General features: G+C 61.9%; 19 protein-coding genes. 12 read left to right on the plus strand and 7 right to left on the minus strand.

The features are described from left to right. Positions 1-147 precede the first annotated feature (147 nt). The 3 genes from mdh to sucD all read left to right on the plus strand — a co-directional run bounded on the left by mdh (position 148) and on the right by sucD (position 3,410). Positions 148-1,113: a malate dehydrogenase gene (gene mdh, locus E0H22_RS00855; RefSeq protein ID WP_233023898.1), complete on the plus strand. Its 966-nt coding sequence runs from the start codon at positions 148-150 to the stop codon at positions 1,111-1,113. A gap of 208 nt (positions 1,114-1,321) precedes the next feature. Then, a complete protein-coding gene (gene sucC / locus E0H22_RS00860) occupies positions 1,322-2,518 on the plus strand; it encodes an ADP-forming succinate--CoA ligase subunit beta (RefSeq protein ID WP_233023899.1) in 1,197 nt (398 codons plus the stop codon). A gap of 4 nt (positions 2,519-2,522) precedes the next feature. Further along, entirely contained in the window at positions 2,523-3,410 is an 888-nt protein-coding gene (gene sucD, locus E0H22_RS00865; protein ID WP_233023900.1) for a succinate--CoA ligase subunit alpha, read from the plus strand. A gap of 196 nt (positions 3,411-3,606) precedes the next feature. Here the strand turns inward: sucD and E0H22_RS00870 are convergent, their stop codons facing one another. Both E0H22_RS00870 and E0H22_RS00875 read right to left on the minus strand, forming a co-directional pair. Continuing rightward, positions 3,607-4,827: an ABC transporter substrate-binding protein gene (locus tag E0H22_RS00870; RefSeq protein WP_233023901.1), complete on the minus strand. Its 1,221-nt coding sequence runs from the start codon at positions 4,825-4,827 to the stop codon at positions 3,607-3,609. 56 nt (positions 4,828-4,883) lie between these two features. Beyond that, positions 4,884-5,615 (minus strand): TetR/AcrR family transcriptional regulator, encoded by a 732-nt coding sequence (locus E0H22_RS00875; protein WP_233023902.1) that lies wholly within the window; start codon positions 5,613-5,615, stop codon positions 4,884-4,886. Between the two features lie 84 nt (positions 5,616-5,699). Here E0H22_RS00875 and E0H22_RS00880 point away from each other — a divergent pair, with 84 nt between their 5' ends. Beyond that, positions 5,700-6,434 carry an SDR family NAD(P)-dependent oxidoreductase gene (locus E0H22_RS00880; RefSeq protein WP_233023903.1) on the plus strand — a complete coding sequence of 245 codons (735 nt, stop codon included), beginning with the start codon at positions 5,700-5,702 and terminating at the stop codon, positions 6,432-6,434. Positions 6,435-6,498: 64 nt separating this feature from the next. Here the strand turns inward: E0H22_RS00880 and E0H22_RS00885 are convergent, their stop codons facing one another. The 3 genes from E0H22_RS00885 to E0H22_RS00895 all read right to left on the minus strand — a co-directional run bounded on the left by E0H22_RS00885 (position 6,499) and on the right by E0H22_RS00895 (position 9,254). After that, positions 6,499-7,377 (minus strand): sulfurtransferase, encoded by an 879-nt coding sequence (locus E0H22_RS00885; RefSeq protein WP_233023904.1) that lies wholly within the window; start codon positions 7,375-7,377, stop codon positions 6,499-6,501. Positions 7,378-7,453: 76 nt separating this feature from the next. Then, positions 7,454-8,578 (minus strand): acyl-CoA dehydrogenase family protein, encoded by a 1,125-nt coding sequence (locus tag E0H22_RS00890; protein WP_233023905.1) that lies wholly within the window; start codon positions 8,576-8,578, stop codon positions 7,454-7,456. Positions 8,579-8,711: 133 nt separating this feature from the next. Next, positions 8,712-9,254 carry an OsmC family protein gene (locus E0H22_RS00895; RefSeq protein WP_233023906.1) on the minus strand — a complete coding sequence of 181 codons (543 nt, stop codon included), beginning with the start codon at positions 9,252-9,254 and terminating at the stop codon, positions 8,712-8,714. A 233-nt stretch (positions 9,255-9,487) separates the two neighbouring features. Between E0H22_RS00895 and E0H22_RS00900 the strand changes: the two genes are divergently transcribed. The 7 genes from E0H22_RS00900 (at position 9,488) to E0H22_RS00930 (ending at position 18,460) form a co-directional block, all read left to right on the plus strand. After that, a complete protein-coding gene (locus tag E0H22_RS00900; protein WP_233023907.1) occupies positions 9,488-10,159 on the plus strand; it encodes a TetR/AcrR family transcriptional regulator in 672 nt (223 codons plus the stop codon). Between the two features lie 180 nt (positions 10,160-10,339). Next, the gene (locus E0H22_RS00905; RefSeq protein ID WP_233023908.1) at positions 10,340-13,273 is read left to right on the plus strand and encodes a 2-oxoglutarate dehydrogenase E1 component; all 2,934 of its coding nucleotides are present in this window, start codon (positions 10,340-10,342) and stop codon (positions 13,271-13,273) included. Positions 13,274-13,417: 144 nt separating this feature from the next. Next, entirely contained in the window at positions 13,418-14,656 is a 1,239-nt protein-coding gene (gene odhB, locus E0H22_RS00910; protein WP_233023909.1) for a 2-oxoglutarate dehydrogenase complex dihydrolipoyllysine-residue succinyltransferase, read from the plus strand. Positions 14,657-14,775: 119 nt separating this feature from the next. Then, positions 14,776-15,531: an SDR family oxidoreductase gene (locus E0H22_RS00915; RefSeq protein WP_233023910.1), complete on the plus strand. Its 756-nt coding sequence runs from the start codon at positions 14,776-14,778 to the stop codon at positions 15,529-15,531. 43 nt (positions 15,532-15,574) lie between these two features. Next, positions 15,575-16,978 carry a dihydrolipoyl dehydrogenase gene (lpdA, locus tag E0H22_RS00920; protein ID WP_233023911.1) on the plus strand — a complete coding sequence of 468 codons (1,404 nt, stop codon included), beginning with the start codon at positions 15,575-15,577 and terminating at the stop codon, positions 16,976-16,978. A 39-nt stretch (positions 16,979-17,017) separates the two neighbouring features. After that, on the plus strand, positions 17,018-17,548 hold the full coding sequence (locus E0H22_RS00925; protein ID WP_233023912.1) for a hypothetical protein: 531 nt from the start codon (positions 17,018-17,020) through the stop codon (positions 17,546-17,548). An 18-nt stretch (positions 17,549-17,566) separates the two neighbouring features. Beyond that, complete coding sequence (locus E0H22_RS00930) at positions 17,567-18,460, plus strand: alpha/beta fold hydrolase (protein WP_233023913.1); 894 nt, start codon at positions 17,567-17,569, stop codon at positions 18,458-18,460. 85 nt (positions 18,461-18,545) lie between these two features. Here E0H22_RS00930 and E0H22_RS00935 read toward each other — a convergent pair whose 3' ends face one another. Beyond that, positions 18,546-19,136 carry a DUF4337 domain-containing protein gene (locus E0H22_RS00935; protein ID WP_233023914.1) on the minus strand — a complete coding sequence of 197 codons (591 nt, stop codon included), beginning with the start codon at positions 19,134-19,136 and terminating at the stop codon, positions 18,546-18,548. A 563-nt stretch (positions 19,137-19,699) separates the two neighbouring features. Next, positions 19,700-20,689: a tyrosine recombinase XerC gene (locus E0H22_RS00940; protein WP_233023915.1), complete on the minus strand. Its 990-nt coding sequence runs from the start codon at positions 20,687-20,689 to the stop codon at positions 19,700-19,702. A gap of 139 nt (positions 20,690-20,828) precedes the next feature. On the opposite strand from E0H22_RS00940, the gene E0H22_RS00945 reads away from it, so the two are divergent. Further along, positions 20,829-23,027, plus strand: a complete 2,199-nt coding sequence (locus E0H22_RS00945; RefSeq protein ID WP_233023916.1) for a primosomal protein N' — start codon at positions 20,829-20,831, stop codon at positions 23,025-23,027. The last annotated feature ends 46 nt before the right edge of the window (positions 23,028-23,073 follow it).

Genomic DNA, 23,073 nt, shown 5'->3' on the forward strand with positions numbered 1-23,073 from the left:
TGCATCCTCCCCAAATCCGCCTCACGGCCCTCTCGCCCGACAAATGGGCAGGGGCTGACTTGAACGGGTTGCACGAAAGCGATAACCAGCCTCTCGGCATTTACTGCTCTCTCCTCCCACCCCTGCGGGTTCAAAGGATATTTTCTCATGGCGCGTAATAAGATCGCACTGATTGGCTCGGGTCAGATCGGCGGAACGCTGGCTCACCTGGTTGGCCTCAAGGAACTCGGCGACGTGGTGATGTTCGACATCGCCGAGGGTATCCCGCAGGGCAAATCGCTGGACATTGCTCAGTCATCGCCGGTCGATGGCTTCGATTCCAAGCTGTCCGGCGCCAATTCCTATGAAGCGATCGAAGGCGCCGACGTTATCATCGTCACCGCTGGCGTGCCGCGCAAGCCGGGCATGAGCCGCGACGACCTGCTCTCGATCAACCTCAAGGTGATGGAGCAGGTGGGCGCGGGCATCAAGAAGTATGCTCCGAACGCTTTCGTGATCTGCATCACCAACCCGCTCGACGCCATGGTCTGGGCGCTGCAGAAGGCCTGCGGTCTTCCGGCGAACAAAGTGGTCGGCATGGCGGGCGTGCTGGACTCGGCGCGCTTCCGCTACTTCCTGGCCGATGAATTCAACGTCTCGGTCGAAGACGTCACCGCCTTCGTGCTCGGCGGCCACGGCGACACCATGGTTCCGCTGGTCAAGTACTCGACCGTTGCCGGCATCCCGCTGCCCGACCTCGTGAAGATGGGCTGGACCTCGCAGGCCCGCGTTGACGAAATCGTCGACCGCACCCGCAACGGCGGCGCCGAGATCGTCAACCTGCTGAAGACCGGCTCGGCCTTCTATGCCCCGGCCGCTTCGGCGATCGCCATGGCCGAGAGCTATCTCAAGGACAAGAAGCGCGTGCTGCCCTGCGCCGTTCATCTCAATGGTGAGTATGGCGTCAAGGACATGTATGTCGGCGTGCCTGTCGTGATCGGCGCCAAGGGTGTCGAGCGCGTGGTCGAGATTGAACTCGTCGGTAAGGACAAGGAAGGCTTTGACAAGTCGGTGGCTTCGGTGGTCGGCCTTATGGACGCCTGCAAGAAGATCGCGCCCGACCTACTCGGCTAAAACTTCGATGAAATGAACCGGCACCCCTGGGGTGCCGGTTTTGCATTTGACGTGGTTGGCCATCCCTGCGACGAACCCATCCAGCCAACTTCGTCCGTCACACGGAATTACCGGCAACTTTGACATCTGGCTCTCGTGGTATACGGTATGCCAATTCAAAGAAACGGCGTGAATTCCAATTTCACCATCGGGGGTTCGGGAGCATCTTATGAATATCCATGAATATCAGGCGAAAGCCGTTCTAAAGGAGTTCGGCGTGCCCGTCTCCAAGGGCGTGCCGGTCCTCAAGGCCGAAGAAGCCGAGGCCGCGGCGAAGCAGCTCGGAGGTCCGCTCTGGGTCGTGAAGAGCCAGATCCATGCCGGAGGTCGCGGCAAGGGCAAATTCAAGGAAGCCTCGGCTGGCGACAAGGGCGGTGTCCGCCTCGCCAAGTCGGTGGATGAGGTAAAGGAATTCGCCAAGCAGATGCTCGGCGCGACCCTCGTCACCGTGCAGACCGGCGAAGCCGGCAAGCAGGTCAACCGCCTCTATATCGAAGACGGTTCGGACATCGAGAAGGAGTTCTATCTCTCGCTGCTCGTCGACCGCGAGACCTCACGCGTCGCGTTCGTCGTCTCGACCGAAGGCGGCATGAACATCGAGGACGTAGCCCACGACACCCCTGAGAAGATCATCACCTTCTCGGTCGATCCGGCCACCGGCGTGATGGGCCACCACGGCCGTACGGTTGCGCAGGCGCTGGGCCTCAAGGGCGATCTCGCCAAGCAGGCCGAGAAGCTGACCGCGCAGCTCTACACGGCGTTCATCGCCAAGGACATGGACATGCTGGAGATCAATCCGCTGATCGTGTCCAAGCAGGGCGAACTGAAGTGCCTCGACGCCAAAATGTCGTTCGATTCGAACTCGCTCTATCGTCATCCCGAGATCGTCGCGCTGCGCGACACCACGGAAGAGGACGAGAAGGAGATCGAGGCCTCGAAGTATGACCTCGCTTACATCGCACTCGACGGCACCATCGGCTGCATGGTCAACGGCGCCGGCCTCGCGATGGCTACGCTCGACATCATCAAGCTCTATGGCGAAAGCCCGGCCAACTTCCTCGACGTCGGCGGCGGCGCTTCGGAAGAGAAGGTGACCGCGGCGTTCAAGATCATCACCGCCGACCCGAACGTGAAGGGCATCCTGGTCAACATCTTCGGCGGCATCATGAAGTGTGATGTCATCGCCAAGGGTGTGGTTGGCGCCGTGAAGGCCGTCGGCCTCAAGGTGCCGTTGGTTGTCCGCCTCGAAGGCACCAATGTCGAGGAAGGCAAGCAGATCATCCGCGACTCCGGCCTTAACGTTTTGCCCGCCGACGATCTCGACGACGCCGCGCAAAAAATCGTCAACGCGGTGAAGGGAAAGTAAGCTCATGTCAGTCTTGATCGACAAGAACACCAAGGTCATCACCCAGGGCTTCACCGGCAAGAACGGCACCTTCCACTCCGAACAGGCGATCGCCTACGGCACCAAGGTGGTCGGCGGTACCTCGCCGGGTAAAGGCGGCTCGACCCATATCGGTCTGCCCGTGTTCGACACCGTGGCGGAAGCACGCGACAAGACCGGCGCCGATGCGTCGGTGATCTACGTTCCGCCGCCGGGCGCAGCCGACGCGATCTGCGAAGCCATTGACGCGGAAATCCCGCTGATCGTCTGCATCACCGAGGGCATTCCGGTGCTCGACATGGTGCGCGTGAAGCGTTCGCTGTCGGGCTCGAAATCGCGTCTGATCGGCCCGAACTGCCCGGGCGTCGTCACCGCCGGCGAATCGAAGATCGGCATTATGCCGGCCAACATCTTCAAGCCTGGCAAGGTCGGCATCCTGTCGCGTTCCGGCACGCTGACCTATGAGGCCGTGTTCCAGACCACCCAGGCCGGCCTCGGCCAGACCTCGGCGGTCGGCATCGGCGGCGACCCAGTCAAGGGCACCGAGTTCATCGACGTGCTCGAGATGTTCCTGGCCGACGACAAGACCGAGTCGATCATCATGATCGGCGAGATTGGTGGTTCGGCGGAAGAAGACGCGGCGCAGTTCATCAAGGACGAAGCCAAGCGCGGCCGCAAGAAGCCGATGGTCGGCTTCATCGGCGGCGTCACCGCTCCTCCCGGCCGCCGCATGGGCCATGCCGGCGCCATCGTCTCCGGCGGCAAGGGCGACGCCCAGTCGAAGATCGCCGCGATGGAGGCCGCGGGCATCCGCGTCTCGCCGTCGCCGGCCCGCCTCGGCACCACGCTGGTGGACGTGCTCGCAGGGAAGTAAGTCGCGAACATCGAGCTGAAATGACGAAGGCCCGCTCGAAAGAGCGGGCCTTTTGCTTTGCGCCAACACTAGGTTTGTCATCGCCCGCGAAAGCGCGCGATCCAGTAAACGCTGATGTTTGTGATGAAACACCGTTGCCAGAGTTTACTGGGTCGCCCAGTCAAGCCGGGCGACGAGATTGGCGCACGTTGTTGTCTCACTGCCCCACCGCATCCGTATTGAACACCTCGCCCTCCGGCACCCAGGTCTTGCCGTCGAAACGCGCGATCTGCATTTGCGTGTAGGGCGCGTAGCGATCGGGCCGCGTGGAGATCGAGATGCCGGGCAATAGCAGCGGGGCGACGACTTTGTTGAGATTGGTTGCCTGCTTCAGCAGGTTTTCGCGCGTAAGATCGTTGCCGCACATCTCGATGATCTTCACGGTCATATAGGCCGAGATATAGCCGGTCACATTGCTGCCATCGGCGATGTCGTCGCGTGGATACCATTTGGCGATGAATTCCTTGAACTCCTTCATGTCGGGCGCATTGTCCCAGCTCGGATCTGTGGGCCCCTTGAAGGCCAGCGCAGTCAGCACGCCTGTGGAGGCCTCGCTGCCCGCCGGCTCCATCACGCCCTTGATGGAGGACGACACGCTGACCACGAAGTTCAGCGGCTTCCAACCAAGCTCATGCACCTTGCGAATTGCCTGAGCGCCGAATTTCGGCGTCGCCATGGTGAACAGCGTATCGGCGCCCGACGCCTTCAGCGCAACCACCTGCGAATCCACCGTCGGGTCGGAGACTTCATAAGTCACCTCCTTGACGATCATGGTCTTGGCCTTGTCGCCGAGACCATCCTTCAATCCTTTTATATAGTCCTTGCCGGCATCGTCATTCTGCGAGAAAACACCGAGCTTCGCGTTGGGCCTGTTCTTCAGCAGATACTTTGCGAAGATCATGCCCTCCATCTGATACGGCGGATAGAGCTGGGTGGTCCAAGGAAAGTTCTTGGGATCATCCCACTTCGCAGCCCCCGTCGAGATGAACAGCTGCGGCACTTTTTTCTGGTTGAGATATTTCTGGATCGCCGAATTGGTCGGCGTGCCTATCGTGCCGATGATCGCCAGCACCTCGTCCTGCTCAACCAACCGGCGTGTCTGCTCTACCGTCTTCGGCGGTGAGTAAGCGTCGTCCAGCGAGATCAGCTTGATCTTGCGTCCGTTCACGCCGCCTTTGGCGTTGACCATCTCGTAATAGGCTTCTTCGATACGTCCCTGCGTGCCATAGGCCGAAGCCGGGCCGCTATAGGGCATGGTCTGCCCGATCTTGATCTCTTTGTCGGTGACGCCAGGCCCATATTTATTCTGGGCGATGGCGGGATGGTTGGCGGCCATCAGCAATGCGCCGGCTGCCGCGAGAGCGACACGTATGGTCATGGCGTATCTCCCCTTGTATTTGGCCGCAATCTTTGTTGCGTGCCGTTGCAGAAACATCAGATCGCTTGCAAATCGTCTCCGTGTTCATTGCTGCGACCACGCTTCACCGGCGCACGACGGCGAATACGTCGGGCCAAGGCCTGTAGCGTGGCCTTCGAAGGCTTCGGTCTCAACATGCCTTCGATGGTGTCAATGAGATTCTCCATGGTCGCCTCAGCGCTCCAGACGCGATGGGAGGCGCCGCCTTCCAGCGCTGCCTCGCGCGACGACATCGCCGCGCGTAGGTAGAGCGACATCAGCATCAGCCGCTGATTGACGAGGTCGGGATCGATCTCGGCCATGAATGCACGCAGATGAGCAAGCGCTCGTTCATAGCCGGAGGCCCATTTGCCCTCCAGAGCATCCATGAACATCTGCCGATGACTCATCTGCAACATGGTGATGAAGCGGATGTAAGTGTCTTCCTGCGGCGGCAGACTACCGTCGCCCGCAAGATCGGTCGATGGCCACACCAGGCATTCGATAATCTCGCGCAGATTTCGCGGACCACCGCGGGCCTCGATCGCATCCAGCATCGCATTGCGGCGATTGTCGATCAGCTTCGCGCCATCGGCGACAAGCTCCCGCGCAAGTTCGTCCTTACTGCCAAAATAATAGTGGAGCGAGCCGGAATTCCGCTGTCCCGCAGCGAGCACGATGTCGCGCACGCTGACGCCGTCATAGCCGCGCAACGCGAACAGGCGCCGCGCCGCGATCTTCAGCAAATCCCTGGTGCTCGCCTCCGTCATATTGACAACGCTGTCACAAGGCTCAGATTAGGTCAATTGCTTTAAGCGATCGACCTAGTCTCGCAATATACGAGGGAACGCGACATGAACGAGCTGGATTTTAGCGGCAAGACCGTCCTCGTGGTCGGGGGATCAAGCGGCATCGGAAATGGCATTGCCCATGGATTTCGCAACAAAGGTGCCGAAGTCCATGTCTACGGAACGCGCGCCAGCGCTGCTGACTACAAGGGCGAGGAGGGCTCGGATCTCACTGGCCTTCACTATGGCAAGCTCGATGTGAGTAGTTCTGCAGAGATTGAGGCAATCAAACCCGCTTTCACCAAGCTCGATGTTCTCGTGCTGGCGCAGGGAACCGTGCTCTACAAGCGCGCCGAGTTCGCCATGGAGGGGTTTCGCAAAGTGATGGAAGTCAATCTGATGAGCCTGATGGCCTGCAGCGCGAGATTCCACCCGATGCTGAAGGCGAGCGGCGGCACGGTGATCATCGTCTCCTCCACCGCGGCCTTCCATGCCACCAAGGGCAATCCCTCCTACAACGCATCAAAGACCGGCGCTGTCGGTCTCGTGCGCACGCTGGGTGTGGCCTGGGCGGAAGACGGTATCCGCGTCAACGGCATTGCGCCGGGGCTGGTCGATACCAAGCTCACCAAGGTAACAACGGACAATCCCAAGCGGCTGGAAGGCGCGCTGGCAAAAATTCCATTGCAGCGATTGGGCACGCCCGCGGACATGGCGGGCGCTGCGCTGTTTCTGGCATCGCCGCTGTCGTCCTATATCGTCGGGCAAAGCCTGGTCGTGGATGGCGGACTGATTCTGTAACGACAGAAAATCGCGGGATTCCGGGTGCGCGCAAAAGCGCGCCCCGGAATGACCGCTAATCGACCTACGCCGCCACCGCCTGTTTCTCGCCGACCACCGGCAAGCCCTCCTCGATCGGATATTTCGGATCACGGCTCCATTCGTTCCACGAGCCGAAATACATCCTCACATCGGCGACGCCGGCATTCTTCAGCGCCAGGAACGTGTTCGAGGCCCGTGCCCCCTTGAAGCAGTAGAGATAGACCGTCGTGGCCGGCGTGATGCCCACCGTGGCGCATTCGGCGAGAATCTCGTTCTTTGACTTGAAGCGCGGTCCCTCGGCGGTCGGCTTCATCATGCGGTACCACTCGATCCAGACCGCGCCCGGAATGCGGCCCATGCGCGGGCAGAAATCCTTACCATAGGGCGACGAGCTTTCGCCGATCCATTCATCGACATCGCGCACGTCGAGAAGCGCAATCGACGGATTACCAAGGGCGGCCTGCATCGTCGCCGCATCGATCAGGATCGAGCCGGCCTCCGGCTTGATCGCGAAGGATGCAGGCTTGGGCGTCGGAACATCCACCGTGGTGGGCAGTCCCTTCATCATCCAGGCATCGAAGCCGCCATGCAGCACTTTGATCTTGGGGTAGCCGAGGAATTCGAGCAGGAAGTAACCGCGGCACGATTGGCCGAAGCCGGAATTCATTGACTGCTCGTAGATCACCGCGGTTTCTGCACCGGACAGGCCGGCGCCGCCGAAAGCTTCGGCAAATTTTTTCTTCAGTTCGTCCATGCCTTCAGGTGTCGAAGTAGCGAGGAACGTAAAAATCTCATGGAGATTGACGGCGCCAGGGATGTGCCCGGCCGCATAAGCATCGGGATTGCGCGTGTCGATGATGACACACGGCTCATGCTTCATGAAGGTCGCGAGGTCGTCTGCGGAAATGAGAACGTCTGCCATTTTAGCCTCCACTCATGTTGAACATCGTTGTTGAACCGTCTGTAGAAGAGCCGTCGGTGTATTGCCCCGACCTAAGTCAATGGGCGTTACCTCCTTGCTGTTCGCGGGCATTGTCCGCGAGCATCTTGCGGAGCTGTTTGGTCGCGGGAGTGACGATCGCCACGAAATAGGCCTCGCGCAGGCGCCGCTGCGCGCGATGAGATTTGAGATAGCCGCGCGCACCACAATGCAGCATCGCGGCATGGGCGGCGGCGACCGCCGCGTCGCCCGCACGCAAGCGCAGATCGACCACGGCACGCCAGTAGTCGTTACCCGTCTCGTATGGCGTCGCGGCGAGCATCATCGTCTCAGCCTCCATCTTCGCCAGCATGCCGGCAAAATCCTCAGGCTGCTGCGGCAGGAAGCAATTGACGTGGGCAAGCGAGGGTTTCACGCTCTCCATGATGGCGACGCAGTCGCGGAGCAATCCGTGCGCCATGCCCATCTGCATCAGGATGAAGCCGGCTCGGATCTTCTTTACGAAGGGCATCGCCGGTGCGGCGAGCACGTGGTCATCGGGAATGAAGGTATCGCGGAATTGCACCGCATATGTACCGGTCCCATCCATGGCGAGGAACGGCTTGCATGATGTCAGCGAGAGGTTCTCATCCGCACAGTCGGCGATGAACATCACTTTCTCGCCGGTCTCCTCGATCTCGAAGATCGTGCCGAACAGATGGCCAGGTCCGAGATTGGAGACCCATGGCAGCGCGCCGCGTATGATGTATCCGCCTTCGGTGCGTTTTCCCTTTAACTTCAGCTTCTCGATGCCGAAGAAGCTCTTCATCGGGTTGGAAAGTCCGGTGCCGCCGAGCGTCCTGCCGCTGGCGGCGGCGCTTAGATACTTCGCTTTCAGCACGGCATTCTCGGAGTTGAGAATGTACCAGACCAGTGTGTTCTGGCACCACGCCATGAAGGCTGTGGAGCCGCAGGTCTCGCCGATGACGGAGATGCCAGCGATCGTGTCGCGCAGATCGGCGTGAGCCGACCATGCGCCCGCATCGCCGAGATGGCGCAGCGCCCGATCGGGATAGATCGTGCCTTCGTCGATCTCCAGCGCGATTGGCGTCAGCTCACGCCGCGCGACGGCGCCGATGCGATCGGCGAGCGGTTCGACATCGCCGACAACAGACTCTTTCAACAACGCAGCCGATGCAGTCATCGCGATCTCCGCAATGTGGAAGCACCATCGTTCGTCATTGCGCGGAGCGTTAGCGACGAAGCAATCCAGAACCTGCTTCCGAAAAGACTGGACCGCTTCGCTTCGCAATGACGGGGTTGATGACGACGTGACGTTACGCGGACACTTCGAGATTGACCGGACGGGTGAACGTGTTGGCGACGGGTGACCACTTCTTCACATGGGTGATCAACGCATCGACTTCCGATTGCGGAATGCCTTCGCATTCCATGTCGACCTTGACGCGCACATCGGTGAAGCCGACCGGCTTTTCGCTGACATCGCCGGTGCCCCACACGGCAGTGATGTTGAGATCGCCTTCGAGCTGCAGTTCGAGCTTGTTGACGATCCAGCCCCGATGCACCGCATTGGCGTGCAGGCCGACGGCGAGGCAGGAACCGAGCGCAGCTAACGAGGCTTCCGACGGATTCGGCGCGGTGTCGTCGCCGAGTAATGCCGGCGGCTCATCGACGATGTAGGGCGGCAGACTGCGGATGTAGTTGGCGTGGCGGAATTTGCCTTCGGCGACGGTCTTGCACTTCAGCGTCTTGATGACGTTCGGATTGGCCTTCCCGTTGGCGATCAGCTGTTCGAGTCCGCCCTTGTCGATCGGTGCGAGGCAGCCGGTCAGGACGGTTTTGGCGGCAACAGCGGTCATGGACGTCTCCTTGATAAAAATACAGAACGGTCTGTATCTTTGCAGGATGCATGCCATCGCAGTCCGCCCATGCCACACCGAATGATTTCAAGGAGTTATGGGAGAGCACCCCGATCCGTTACCGCCTAAGCCGCAGTCAGTGGCGCCGATTCATCAGCCAAACGCTCGAATCTTGATCACGGCGCCGGACGCTCGCTTGCGCCGGCGTTCGCGCATGTCATATTGACGCGGTAATGACCGATCCGACGCCTCAAGACACCGAAAGGGCCACGCCGCGCGACCGGCTGATGGACGCGGCGACGCGGCTGTTCTGCAAGAACGGCATCAACGCCACCGGCATCGACGCCATCGTGGCCGAGGCCGGGACAGCCAAGACCACGCTGTACAAGATCTTCAAATCAAAGGGAGATCTGGTCGAAGCCGTGCTCGAGACCGAAGGCAGGAGCTGGCGTGCCTGGTTTCTCGCGGCGATCGCAGCGCCTGCCACCCCCCGGGAGAAGCTCGATGCCATCTTCCCGGCGCTGAAAAGATGGTTTGGCGAGGACAGCTATACGGGCTGCGTTTTCATCAACGCCGTGGGCGAACACCCGAAGGACGAGACCCGGCTCCGCGACCTCACAATTCAGCATAAGACATTTGTTCTCAAACACATAAGCGAACTCGCACACGCCGCGGGCGCATCCCGGCCGGATGCGCTGGCGCACCAGATCGGCCTGCTGATGGACGGCGCAATTGTCGCCGCGATGGTGACGCGCGACCCCGATGTGGCCGACGCTGCGGCCCAAGCCGCGGCCGCCCTGCTCGACGGCGCCTGCGGCCCCGCCAGATCAAAGCGCAAGAGAACGGTCGTTCTCCAGGGCGGCGCTGCTGCATTGGCGAAAGAAGACCTTAGTGTCGTCGAATAGTTGAGATTTAATCGACAAAACCGCAGAACACAAAGAATTGACGAATTATTCAGTTCTTCGTGTTTTTAAGGCGAACTTTCAAACTAGATAGGTTAGAAGGTCGCCGCACCAGGTTGGGTCCGTACAAGGCCAAACCCCTCGCCCGAACTTCCGCGCGACTAGAAAATTCAGGACGCCACAATGTCTCGCCAGGACGCGAACGCCGCTTTTGCCCTCTCTTCATTCCTCCAGGGCGCCAACGCTACTTACATCGACGACCTCTATGCCCGCTTCGAAAAGGACCCCTCCTCGGTGGATGCCGAGTGGCAGGAGTTCTTCAAGAGTCTGAAGGACACGTCCGCGGACGTACGGAAGAATGCCGCCGGTCCGTCCTGGGAAAAATCAAACTGGCCGGTGACGCCAAATGACGATCTGACCCATGCTCTGGACGGCAACTGGGCCAAGGTCGAGAAGGCCATCGGCGCCAAGCTCGCCGCCAAAGCCGAGAAGGGCGAGCAGGTTCCGGTCGGCGATCTGATTCAGGCGACACGCGATTCGGTCCGCGCCCTGATGCTGATCCGCGCCTACCGCATGCGCGGCCACTTCCACGCCAATCTCGATCCGCTCGGCATCGAAGGTGTCAAGGATCACGAAGAACTCGATCCGAAGTCCTACGGCTTCACCGACGCCGATCTCGACCGCAAGATCTTCATCGATAACGTCATCGGCCTCGAATACGGCACGCTCCGCGAGATCACCGCGATCCTCCAGCGCACCTATTGCCAGACGCTCGGCGTCGAGTTCATGCACATCTCCAATCCGGCGCAGAAGGCCTGGATCCAGGAACGCATCGAAGGGCCGGACAAGGAAATCTCGTTCACGCCGGAAGGTCGCCGCGCCATTCTGATGAAGCTGATCGAAGCCGATGGCTTCGAGAAGTTCTGCGACGTCAAGTTCACCGGCACCAAGCGCTTCGGCCTCGACGGTGGCGAATCGCTGATCCCCGCACTTGAACAAATCATCAAGCGCGGCGGAAGCCTCGGCGTGAAGGAAATCGTGCTGGGCATGCCGCATCGCGGCCGCCTCAACGTGCTGACCCAGGTCATGGGCAAGCCGCACCGCGCCCTGTTCCATGAGTTCAAGGGTGGCTCGGCGAATCCCGACGAAGTCGAGGGCTCAGGCGACGTGAAGTATCACCTCGGCGCATCGTCGGACCGCGAATTCGACCAGAACAAGATCCATCTGTCGCTGACCGCCAACCCGTCGCATCTCGAAATCGTCGATCCCGTGGTGCTCGGCAAGGTTCGCGCCAAGCAGGATCAGCACGGCGATCCGCCGGACATGCGCGTCTCGGTGCTGCCGCTGCTCATGCATGGCGACGCAGCCTTCGCAGGCCAGGGCGTCGTGGCGGAATGTTTCGCGCTGTCGGACCTGAAGGGCTATCGCACCGGCGGTTCGATCCACTTCATCGTCAACAACCAGATCGGCTTCACCACCTATCCGCGTTACTCGCGTTCGTCGCCCTATCCGTCCGACGTCGCCAAGATGATCGACGCGCCGATCTTCCACGTGAACGGCGACGATCCGGAAGCTGTCGTGTTCGCGGCCAAGATCGCCGTGGAATTCCGTCAGAAGTTCCACAAGCCTGTCGTCATCGACATGTTCTGCTATCGCCGCCACGGCCACAACGAAGGCGACGAGCCGGCATTCACCCAACCGGTGATGTACAAGAAGATCGGCGCGCATCAGTCGACCGTCGATATGTATGCCAAGCGCCTGATCGCCGAGAACGTGCTGACCCAGGCCGATTTCGACAAGGCGAAGGCCGACTGGCGCGCCAAGCTCGATACCGAGCTTGAAGCCGGCACCAGCTACAAGCCGAATAAGGCCGACTGGCTCGACGGCAAGTGGGCCGGCCTCAAGATCGCCCATGAGGACGAAGAGCCGCGCCGCGGTGTCACCGGCGTCGATGTCGCGACGCTGAAGGCGATCGGCACCCAGATCACCAAGGTGCCGGATGGCTTCCGCATCCACCGCACCGTGCAGCGTTTCCTCGACGCACGCGCCAAGGCGATCGCATCAGGCGAAGGCATCGACTGGGCCACTGGCGAAGCACTTGCCTTCTGCTCGCTGATGGAAGAAGGCCACCACATCCGCCTGTCCGGCCAGGACTCCGAGCGCGGCACGTTCTCGCAGCGTCACTCGGTCTGGTTCGACCAGGAAGACGAGAGCCGCTACACGCCGTTCAACCATCTCGGCGAGAAGCAGGGTCGCTACGAGGTTATCAATTCGCTGCTGTCGGAAGAAGCCGTGCTCGGCTTCGAATATGGCTACTCCCTCGCCGAGCCGAACACGTTGACCCTATGGGAAGCGCAGTTCGGTGATTTCGCCAATGGCGCGCAGGTCGTGTTCGACCAGTTCATCTCCTCGGGCGAGCGTAAGTGGCTACGCATGTCGGGCCTCGTCTGCCTTCTGCCGCACGGCTATGAAGGCCAGGGACCCGAGCACTCCTCTGCACGCCTCGAGCGCTTCCTGCAGATGTGCGCGGAAGACAACATGCAGGTGGTCAACCCGACGACCCCGGCGAATTACTTCCATATGCTGCGCCGTCAGCTCAAGCGCGAGATCCGCAAGCCGCTGATCGTGATGACGCCGAAGTCGCTGCTGCGCCACAAGCGTGCCGTGTCGAAGCTCGACGAACTCGGTGCGGGTACCTCGTTCCACCGCGTGCTGTTCGACGATGCCGAGAAGCTGCAGCCGGACAACAAGATCCGCCGCGTCGTGCTGTGCTCCGGCAAGGTCTATTATGATCTTTTCGAAGAGCGCGAGAAGCGCGGCATCGACGACATCTACCTGCTGCGTATCGAGCAGCTCTATCCGGTGCCGCTGAAGACGCTGGTACAGGAACTGACCCGGTTCAAGGGCGCAGAGTTCGTCTGGTGCCAGGAAGAGCCGCGCAATATGGGCGGCTGGCACTTCATCGAGCCCTATCTGGAATGGGTGCTCAACCAGATCAACGCCACACACAAGCGTCCGCGTTACGCCGGCCGCGCCGCCTCGGCCGCGACGGCCACCGGCCTGATGTCCAAGCATCTCGCTCAGCTCAAGGCGTTCCTCGACGAAGCGCTGGGCTAAGCATTCACCGTCACTGCAATGCCCCGCTTCGCGCGGGGCATTCGCGCACCCGTCTTATTTGAAATCTACACTTCGACCTCTTTCAGGCCTGATCGATCCCAAAACTTTCGGATCGGATCGTCCGGCCGCAACAGGAAGCAGACCATGACTGACATTCGCGTTCCCACGCTCGGCGAGTCCGTGACCGAAGCCACCATCGGCCGCTGGTTCAAGAAGCCCGGCGATGCCGTCGCCGTCGACGAGCCGTTGGTTGAACTCGAGACCGACAAGGTCACCATCGAAGTGCCGGCGCCGTCGGCCGGTACGCTCAGCGAAATCGTCGCCAAGGATGGCGAAACCGTCGCCGTCGGCGCGCTGCTCGGTCAGATCACCGACGGCGCTGGTGGCGCCAAACCGGCTGCTGCCGCGCCGAAGGCCGAAGCTGCTCCGGCTGCTGCGCCGGCCGCCGCCGCTGCAGCACCGTCGAAGACTCTCGCGGCTGATACCCCGCTCGCTCCGTCGGTGCGCAAGCTCTCGGCTGAGAGCGGCGTCGACGCCGCCGGTGTCGCCGGTTCGGGCAAGGATGGGCGCGTGACCAAGGGCGACATGCTCGCCGCCATCGAAAAGGCGGCCTCGTCGCCGACCCCGGTGAACCAGCCAGCCGCTGCCGTGCAAGTGCGCGCCGCTTCTCCGGCTGACGATGCTGCCCGCGAAGAGCGCGTGAAGATGACGCGCCTGCGTCAGACCATCGCCCGCCGCCTCAAGGACGTGCAGAACACCGCTGCGATGCTCACCACCTTCAACGAGGTCGACATGACCGCGGTGATGGCGCTGCGCACGCAGTATAAGGACGTGTTCGAGAAGAAGCACGGCAACAAGCTCGGCTTCATGGGCTTCTTCACCAAGGCCTGCGTGCAGGCGCTGAAGGACATCCCTGCCGTCAATGCGGAGATCGACGGCAGCGACATCATCTACAAGAACTACTACCACATCGGCGTTGCCGTCGGCACCGACAAGGGCCTCGTGGTCCCGGTCGTGCGCGAATGCGACTCGAAGTCGATCTCCCAGATCGAGCGCGACATCGCCGACTTCGGCAAGCGCGCCCGTGACGGCCAGCTCAAGATCGACGAGATGCAGGGCGGCACCTTCACCATCACCAATGGCGGCATCTACGGCTCGCTGATGTCGACCCCGATCCTGAACGCCCCGCAGGCCGGCATCCTCGGCATGCACAAGATCCAGGAGCGTCCGGTCGTGGTCGGCGGCAAGATCGAGATCCGTCCGATGATGTATCTGGCGCTCAGCTACGATCACCGCGTGATCGACGGCAAGGAAGCGGTGACGTTCCTCGTGCGCGTCAAGGAGAGCCTGGAAGATCCGGCACGTCTCGTTCTGGATCTGTAAGTAGAACATCGTCATGGCCGGGTTTGTCCTGGCCATGACGCCTTGCTTCCTTCATCGACAGCTGAGACGTGGATGACCGGGACAAGCCCGGGCATGACGGAGACAAAGGGCTGGTGCTCATGACTGCTAGTCAAGACAGCGTCGTCATCATCACCGGCGGAAGCCGTGGCATCGGCCGCGCGACAGCGCTCAAGGCGGCTGCTCAGGGCTTCAAGGTCGTGGTCGCCTACGCCAGCAACAAGACGGCGGCCGACGAGGTCGTTGCGCAGATCGAAGCCGGAAACGGCAAGTCCATCGCCGTGAAATGCGATGTCGGCTCGGAGGCCGACATCCTCGCCCTGTTCAAGGCTGCCGATGCCTTCGGTCCGCTCGGCGCGCTGGTGAACAATGCCGGCATCGTCGGCCCCAGCATCCGTGTCGAGGACATGACCGCCGAACGCATCACCCGCATGATGGCGGTGAATGTCACCGGCAGCTTCCTCTGCGCCCGCGAGGCGGTGAAGCGCATGTCCACCAGGCATGGCGGCAAAGGCGGCGTCATCGTCAATCTGTCATCGGTCGCTGCAAAACTGGGCTCGGCCAATACTTACGTCGATTATGCGGCGTCGAAAGGCGCCATAGATACCTTCACCGTCGGTCTCAGCCAGGAAGTCGCCGCCGAAGGCATCCGTGTCGTCGGCCTTCGTCCCGGCCTGATCGACACCGAGATCCACGCCAGCGGCGGCGAGCCCGATCGTGCGCATCGTCTCGCTGTCCATGTACCGATGAAACGTGTCGGCACCGCAGATGAAATCGCCAATGCGATCGTCTGGCTGCTGTCCGGCGATGCCTCCTACATCACGTCATCCATTCTCGACGTGTCGGGTGGCCGTTAACACCCCACATCCAATTCAATCCCAAGCACCACAGGACTTCATCATGGCTACTTACGATCTCGTCGTCATCGGCACCGGCCCCGGAGGCTATGTTTGCGCGATCCGCGCAGCGCAGCTCGGCATGAAGGTGGCCGTGGTCGAGAAGAACAGCACGCTGGGTGGCACCTGTCTCAATGTCGGCTGCATGCCGTCGAAGGCGCTGCTGCACGCGTCCGAGCTTTTCGAGGAAGCCGGCCACTCCTTTGCCAAGATGGGCATCAAGGTCGCGGCGCCAGCCCTCGATATGCCAGCGATGATGAACTTCAAGCAGCAGGGCATCGACGGCAACGTCAAGGGCGTCGAATTCCTGATGAAGAAGAACAAGATCGATGTCGTCTCCGGCACCGGCAAAGTGCTCGGCACCGGCAAAGTTGAAGTCACCGGCGCTGACGGCAAGGCCCAGACGCTGGAGACCAAGAACATCGTGATTGCTTCGGGTTCGGCTGTCGCCAATCTGAAGGGCATCGCGATCGACGAGAAGCGTATCGTCTCCTCCACGGGCGCGCTCTCGCTCGAGAAGGTTCCGGAAAAACTGATCGTGGTCGGCGCCGGTGTGATCGGCCTCGAACTCGGCTCGGTGTGGCGCCGGCTCGGCGCGCAGGTGACTGTCGTTGAATTCCTCGATCGCATCCTGCCCGGCATGGACGGCGAAGTCGCAAAACAGTTCCAGCGCATGCTGGAGAAGCAGGGCATGACCTTCAAGCTCGGCGCCAAGGTGACCGGTGTTGACTCGTCGGGCAAGACGCTCAAGGCGAATATCGAGCCCGCCGCTGGCGGCGCTGCTGAATCGCTCGAAGCCGACGTCATTCTCGTGGCCATCGGCCGCACGCCCTACACCGCCGGTCTCGGCCTGCAGGAAGCCGGCGTTGCGCTGGACGAGCGCGGCCGCATCAAGATCGACCATCACTTCGCCACCAATGTGAAGGGCGTCTATGCCATCGGTGACGTGGTTGCCGGTCCGATGCTCGCACACAAGGCGGAAGACGAAGGCGTGGCGGTTGCCGAGATCCTGGCCGGCCAGGCCGGTCACGTGAACTATGACGTGATCCCGGGCGTCGTCTACACCACGCCCGAGGTCGCCGCGGTCGGCAAGACCGAGGAAGAACTCAAGGCCGCTGGTGTGAACTACACTGTCGGCAAGTTCCCGTTTACGGCCAATGGCCGCTCGAAGGTCAACCAGACCACCGACGGTTTCGTGAAGATTCTGGCCGACGCCAAAACCGATCGCGTGCTCGGCGTGCACATGATCGGCCGCGAAGTTGGCGAGATGATCCACGAAGCCTGCGTACTGATGGAATTCGGCGGTTCCGCCGAGGACCTGGCCCGTACCTGCCACGCGCATCCGACCCGCTCGGAAGCGGTCAAGGAAGCGGCGCTTGCAGTGGGCAAGCGTGCCATCCATATGTGAGGCTCCCGTCGGCCTTGTGCCGACATGGAGATTTCGCTGATGATGCGCCGCGCGTTGCAGCCGTTCTGGTTCCTGCTCGCTTCGATCTTCCTGATCGAAGCATGGCTGTGGGATCACCTTGAGCCGGTCGTTGCGCGCGTCGTCGCCGTCATTCCGCTGCGCGCCTTCAAGGCATGGTGCGCGGCGAAGGTCGCGGGATTGTCACCCTATCCTTCGCTGCTCATCTTCGTCGTCCCGGTGACTTTGCTACTGGTGCCGCTGAAATTCGCCGAAGTCTATCTGCTCACGCACCATCTGTGGATCAGCGCGATTGTTCTGATCGTCGCTTCCAAATTCGTCGGAATGGGCGTGCTGGCCTTCTCCTTCGATGTCACGCGTGACAAACTGCTGCAGATCGGCTGGTTTCGCGCGTTCTTCATATTCCTCGTCAATATGAAACAGCGGGCGCATGATTTCGTCGCACCGGTAATGTCGCGCATCAAGGCAAAGATCGCCGCACTACGCGGCCGATCATCGCGGTGGCTGCGCTTCGCGCAGCGTCTTCGCAACCGCGTTCACTCGACGCGCTAGGCAAACAGGAGAGCGGATTTGGCTGAACTCGCACGTATCCGAACTCCTCTTCTCGATCTCGCCTATGAACAGAGTGGCCCGAGCGACGGTCTCCCAGCGATCCTTCTGCATGGCTTTCCGTATGACATCCGTAGCTATGACGATGCTGCGGCGCTGATCAACGACGCCGGCTTTCGCACCATCGTGCCCTATCTGCGCGGTTATGGACCAACGCGTTTCCTGTCGAAGGAGACGATCCGCTCCGGACAGCAAGCCGCGCTCGGGCAGGACCTGCTCGATTTCATGGACGCGCTGCGGATCGAAAAAGCGGTCGTCGCGGGCTACGACTGGGGCGGCCGCGCGGCCTGCATCGTCTCGGCGCTATGGCCCGAGCGCGTGCATGGCCTCGTCAGTTGCACCGGCTACAATATCCAGGATCTCACCAACGCCACCCGGCCTTACGAACCGGAACAGGAAGTGCGGCAGTGGTATCAATACTACTTCCACACCGAACGCGGCCGGAACGGCCTGACGCAGAACCACGCCGGTATCAGCAAGCTGCTGTGGAAGATGTGGTCACCCTCCTGGGATTTCGACGATGCGACTTTCGCGCGCTCGGCATCCTCATTCGACAATGAGGATTTCGTCGATGTGGTCGTGCAATCCTACATGCACCGCACCGCCAGTGTGGCCGGCGATCCCGCCTATGATTTTGTCGAGGACCGGCTCGCTGCGCAGCCGAGGATCGATGTGCCGACCATTGTGCTGCATGGAGAAGACGACGGCGTGGGTCCGGTCAAGGCATCGGAGAATCACGGCCGACACTTTACCGGCCATTATGAGCGCCGCGTCATCGCGGGAGCCGGGCACAATGTCCCGCAAGAAAAGCCCCAGGAGTTTGCGGAAGCGGTGATCGAGTTGTGCAGAAGGTAGCGCTCCCTTTTCACCTCTCCCCTACCAGGGAGAGGTGTTCGAGCGCCGCCGCGACACCTGAACATCGCCGCGCATTCCTTTTTTGTCACATCAGATGCACGGCATGCGGCGCGAACAGGCCGATGGCGGTAAAGCCGAGGCCGACGAGACCGAGCGCGCCCGCGACCCAGGCCAGCGCGAGCATGCCTGTAATGATCGTTGCCGAGGCGAGCACGATTCCGATCTGGAAGGCAGCTGAAGCCACTTCGTAGTGATGATAACGCGCCATTGCGAGATCGCGCTCATGCTCCGCATGCTTCGCGCGCGCGGCGAGCTGTTCGGAGCCTTCACCGGTTTCCGGCTCGTTGCGGTAACGTTGCGCCGTCTTGTTCCAGTCATCGATCTGCTTGGCCAGCGCCGCCTTCGCGGCATCGTCGCCCATCAGGCCCAGGCTGAGTTTGGCGTGTTCCGAGGTCGCCTGCACCACGGTACGGCGGACGCTCTTGGCCTGGAAGAAGGCCCACAGATTCGAAGCCTCGACATTCTTGCTGATCGATTCGGTCTGCGCGCCCTTGCCGAGCGTTTCCGAGAACGCCAGAAACAGCGCCAGCAGCGAAATCAGCAGTGCGATCTTCTTGTTCGAGCCGGACGCATGCTCGGCATGCTCCGCGTGCTCCATACTCTCATGCGCGCCCATCAGGTCCCCCATGGCAAAAGCGGCCGAGCTTTGGCCGAACAGATTGTCGCATGCAAGGACAATGTGGCGATGACGGGGGTCGTCGCCAGCAACTCCCGCCTCATGGTCAGGAGGCCCAGCGGTGCAATTGCGCCGCTGACCGCGCCGTCTCGAACCATGAGTTGTGGGCGCGCCGCATCCATCCTTCGAGACGCGGCCTACGGCCGCTCCTCAGAGAGAGTCTGCCTCATCAAGCGATCTGGAGCGCTTTTCGACTGCTTTTGCTCGGAACAATGCCCGTTCAGCTCAGGATCTCGATCCTCCGTCCCTCATCCTGAGGAGCCGCGCAGCGGCGTCTCCCTTGCGAATGGCGTAGCCATTCGCAAGGGATGGCCGAAAAGGCTCCGCGCCAAGCCATCTCATGGTTCGAGACGGCGCTGCGCGCCTCCTCACCTCAGCCTGAACGCAACTGCGTTCAGGCGGGAGGGACAGAGTGTGTCGCGCGCCGTCTGGGCGACCAGCAGCGCCAAACTACTGACTGCATTTCCAGTCAGACTCTCAGGACGAGGGGGAGATTGCTGCGACTACGCCCGCGGATGCGCCGTCTTGTAGACCTCGAAAAGCCGTTCGGTATCGATTCCGGTGTAGATCTGCGTGGTCGAAAGCGAGGCGTGCCCGAGCAGTTCCTGGATGGCACGCAGATCGCCGCCACGGGTCAGCAGGTGGGTGGCGAAAGAATGGCGGAGCGCATGCGGGGTGGCGCTGTCGGGCAGACCGAGAGCCCCGCGCATCCGCTCCATGGTGAGCTGGATGATGCGCGGCGACAGCGGACCGCCGCGAGCGCCCACGAATATCGGGCCATCCGCCGGTAATGGATGGGGACACATGGCTGCGTATTCCGCAATCAACTCCAGCACATTGTGCAGCACCGGCACCATGCGGGTCTTGTTGCCTTTGCCGTTGACGATCAGGACATCGCCCTTGCCGGGGGAGGGCACGTCCCGGCGCTTCAAATCAAGCGCTTCGGAGATGCGCAGGCCAGACCCATAGAGCAGCGCCATGACGGCGGCATCGCGTGCCCAGATCCACGGCTCACGATTCTCCCCCGCCCGCTCGTCGGCGTCGGTGAGGCGCTTGGCGGAGGCCATTTGCAGCGGCTTCGGCAGGCTTTTGCCAATCTTCGGCGCACGTATCGAAGACAGCGCACCGACCGAACCGAGCCCCTCGCGTTCGAGGAAGCGGGCGAACGAGCGCAATCCCGCCAGCGCCCGCATCAGCGAGCGCCCGGCGATGTCATCACCGCGCCGCGCTGCCATGAAGGCGCGGACGTCATTGGCCGCAAGCTTCGCAAATCGCGTCAGCGTCACCTGCCCGCCCCAGTGATCGGCGAGAAACAGCATGAACTGACGGACGTCGCGCGCATAGGCCTCGAGCGTCTTCGGCGACAGCCGCCGCTCGGCACGCAGATGCGACAGCCAGCGCGTCATCTGCAGCGAGACATCCGCATCGGCGCAAATCAGCTCAATGGCCGGCTGTTTCGACTCGGCAGGCTGGTTCTTTGCGGCTTTGGCCATGGGCGATCCACTGAATGAGGCAGCGATTATCCCGTCCGCGGGTTTCGCATTGGTGAACCGCTGGCCTCGCGGCAGCATGACGCCTAAATTGGACGTTCCGTTGTTCGACGATTTTGCCCTCGCGAGTTCCGATCCGCCCATGAGTTCAGCTCCACGCCCCCCCTCCTCGTCGGGGATCGTCGATGTGCTGGTGCCGGTGGCGCTGGATCAGGCCTATTCCTACAGGGTGCCGCGCGGGCTGGACCTGCAGCCGGGCGACGTCGTTACCGTGCCGCTCGGCGCCCGCGAGGTGATCGGCGTGGTCTGGGCGGAAAACACCAATCCCGATCCGCGCCTGCACAATCGGCTCAAGGACGTCGGCGAAAAACTCGACGTCCCCTCATTGCGGCAGGAATTGCGGCAGCTGGTCGACTGGGTCGCGAATTACACACTGTCCGCCCGCGGCATGGTGATGCGCATGACCCTGCGCATGGGCGAACATCTCGGCCCCGAGCGCATGAAGCTCGGTGTCCGCCTCGTCGGAGAGGCGCCGAAGCGCATGACCTCGGCACGCGTCCGCGTGATCGAAATTCTGCGCGACGGATTGCTGCATGGCAAATCCGATGCAGCACGCGAGGCCGGCGTCAGCGCCGGTGTGATCGACGGACTGGTGGATGAAGGCACGCTGGCCGTCGAGGTCATGCCGCCGCCGTTGCCGCCACCGCCGCCCGATCCATCCTTCGTCGAACCGGATTTTTCGCCCGATCAAGCTGTGGCGGCCGAAGCGATCCGCAAGCTCGCCTCGACAGGCGCGTTTCAGGCGGCGCTCCTCGACGGGGTCACCGGCTCCGGCAAAACCGAAGTTTATTTCGAAGCGGTGGCCGAGATCATCAAGCGCGGCGAACAGGTCCTGATCCTGATGCCGGAAATCGCCCTGACCGGACAATTTCTCGACCGCTTCGCCAGACGCTTTGGCGTGCGGCCGATGGAGTGGCATTCCGAGCTGACGCCGCGCACCCGCGCGCGCAACTGGGCTGCGATCGCCAATGGCGATGCACATGTCGTGGTCGGCGCACGCTCGGCGCTCTTCCTGCCCTATGCGAAGCTCGGCCTCATCATCATCGATGAAGAACACGATCAGGCCTACAAGCAGGATGAAGGCGCGCATTATCACGCCCGCGACATGGCCGTCGTCCGCGCTTCCATCGCCGGGATTCCGATCGTGCTGGCGTCAGCCACGCCCTCCGTCGAATCGGAAGTGAATGCGCGCAAGGGCCGCTATCAGCGCATCGCGCTGCCGTCGCGGTTCGGCGGCCAGCACATGCCACAGATCGAAGCTATCGATTTGCGCCGCGAAGGCCCGTCGCGCGGACGCTTCATCGCACCGCGGCTGGCCGAGAAAATCGTGCATGCGATCGAGCGTAAGGAACAGGCATTGCTGTTTCTCAACCGCCGTGGCTATGCACCTCTCACACTGTGCCGCAGCTGCGGTCATCGCTTCGCCTGCACCATTTGCGACGCCTGGCTGGTCGATCACCGTTTCCGAAAGCGCCTTGTGTGCCATCATTGCGGTTACTCGGAACCGCGACCGCATCAGTGCCCGCATTGCGGCGCCGAGGAATCGCTGGCGGCCATCGGCCCCGGTGTCGAGCGCCTGCAGGAAGAGGCGGCCGACCTGTTTCCCGGCGCACGCACCATGGTGCTGTCGAGCGATCTCATCACCTCGGTGGAATCGATGCGTGCCGAACTTGCCGAGATCGCGGAAGGCCGCGTCGACGTCATCATTGGCACCCAGCTGGTCGCCAAGGGACATAATTTTCCGCGCCTCAACCTAGTCGGTGTGATCGATGCAGATCTGGGCCTCGGCAATGGCGATCCGCGCGCGGCGGAGCGCACCTTCCAGATGCTCAATCAGGTGATCGGCCGGGCCGGCCGCGAGCAGGGCCGCGGCGTCGGCTATCTGCAGACTCATCAACCCGAGCATCCCGTCATGAAGGCGCTGGTCGCGAACGACCGCGAGGCGTTCTACGACAACGAGATCGAATCGCGCGAGCGCGCCGGCTATCCGCCGTTCGGCCGGCTGGCGGCGATGATCATTTCGGGTGGCGACCGGCCGACGGCGGAAGGTTTTGCACGAAAACTCGCGGCCTGTGCGCCGGTCGACGAGCGCATCCTCGTGCTCGGCCCGGCCGAGGCTCCGCTGGCCGTGATCAAGGGGCGATATCGGTTCCGGCTCCTGGTGAAGTCAGCCCGAAACGTCGATCTCTCGCGCTACTTGCGGGATTGGCTTGCCCATGCGCCCAAAACAGCGGGCAATCTCAAGCTCGAGGTCGACGTCGATCCACAGAGCTTCCTGTAGCCACGGGTGGCGTGCCGCCATGCTATGGTCTGCCGATTGATTCGGG

Origin of the sequence: Rhodopseudomonas boonkerdii (assembly GCF_021184025.1) — a bacterium.
Classification (GTDB): Bacteria; Pseudomonadota; Alphaproteobacteria; order Rhizobiales; family Xanthobacteraceae; genus Tardiphaga; species Tardiphaga boonkerdii.

Excerpts from the sequence above, each read along its gene's own strand:
- mdh (WP_233023898.1), top strand. The coding sequence starts at position 148 with ATGGCGCGTAATAAGATCGCACTGATTGGCTCGGGTCAGATCGGCGGA.
- sucC (WP_233023899.1), top strand. The coding sequence starts at position 1,322 with ATGAATATCCATGAATATCAGGCGAAAGCCGTTCTAAAGGAGTTCGGC.
- sucD (WP_233023900.1), top strand. The coding sequence starts at position 2,523 with ATGTCAGTCTTGATCGACAAGAACACCAAGGTCATCACCCAGGGCTTC.
- E0H22_RS00870 (WP_233023901.1), bottom strand. The coding sequence starts at position 4,827 with ATGACCATACGTGTCGCTCTCGCGGCAGCCGGCGCATTGCTGATGGCC.
- E0H22_RS00875 (WP_233023902.1), bottom strand. The coding sequence starts at position 5,615 with ATGACGGAGGCGAGCACCAGGGATTTGCTGAAGATCGCGGCGCGGCGC.
- E0H22_RS00880 (WP_233023903.1), top strand. The coding sequence starts at position 5,700 with ATGAACGAGCTGGATTTTAGCGGCAAGACCGTCCTCGTGGTCGGGGGA.
- E0H22_RS00885 (WP_233023904.1), bottom strand. The coding sequence starts at position 7,377 with ATGGCAGACGTTCTCATTTCCGCAGACGACCTCGCGACCTTCATGAAG.
- E0H22_RS00890 (WP_233023905.1), bottom strand. The coding sequence starts at position 8,578 with ATGACTGCATCGGCTGCGTTGTTGAAAGAGTCTGTTGTCGGCGATGTC.
- E0H22_RS00895 (WP_233023906.1), bottom strand. The coding sequence starts at position 9,254 with ATGACCGCTGTTGCCGCCAAAACCGTCCTGACCGGCTGCCTCGCACCG.
- E0H22_RS00900 (WP_233023907.1), top strand. The coding sequence starts at position 9,488 with ATGACCGATCCGACGCCTCAAGACACCGAAAGGGCCACGCCGCGCGAC.
- E0H22_RS00905 (WP_233023908.1), top strand. The coding sequence starts at position 10,340 with ATGTCTCGCCAGGACGCGAACGCCGCTTTTGCCCTCTCTTCATTCCTC.
- odhB (WP_233023909.1), top strand. The coding sequence starts at position 13,418 with ATGACTGACATTCGCGTTCCCACGCTCGGCGAGTCCGTGACCGAAGCC.
- E0H22_RS00915 (WP_233023910.1), top strand. The coding sequence starts at position 14,776 with ATGACTGCTAGTCAAGACAGCGTCGTCATCATCACCGGCGGAAGCCGT.
- lpdA (WP_233023911.1), top strand. The coding sequence starts at position 15,575 with ATGGCTACTTACGATCTCGTCGTCATCGGCACCGGCCCCGGAGGCTAT.
- E0H22_RS00925 (WP_233023912.1), top strand. The coding sequence starts at position 17,018 with ATGATGCGCCGCGCGTTGCAGCCGTTCTGGTTCCTGCTCGCTTCGATC.
- E0H22_RS00935 (WP_233023914.1), bottom strand. The coding sequence starts at position 19,136 with ATGGGCGCGCATGAGAGTATGGAGCACGCGGAGCATGCCGAGCATGCG.
- E0H22_RS00940 (WP_233023915.1), bottom strand. The coding sequence starts at position 20,689 with ATGGCCAAAGCCGCAAAGAACCAGCCTGCCGAGTCGAAACAGCCGGCC.
- E0H22_RS00945 (WP_233023916.1), top strand. The coding sequence starts at position 20,829 with ATGAGTTCAGCTCCACGCCCCCCCTCCTCGTCGGGGATCGTCGATGTG.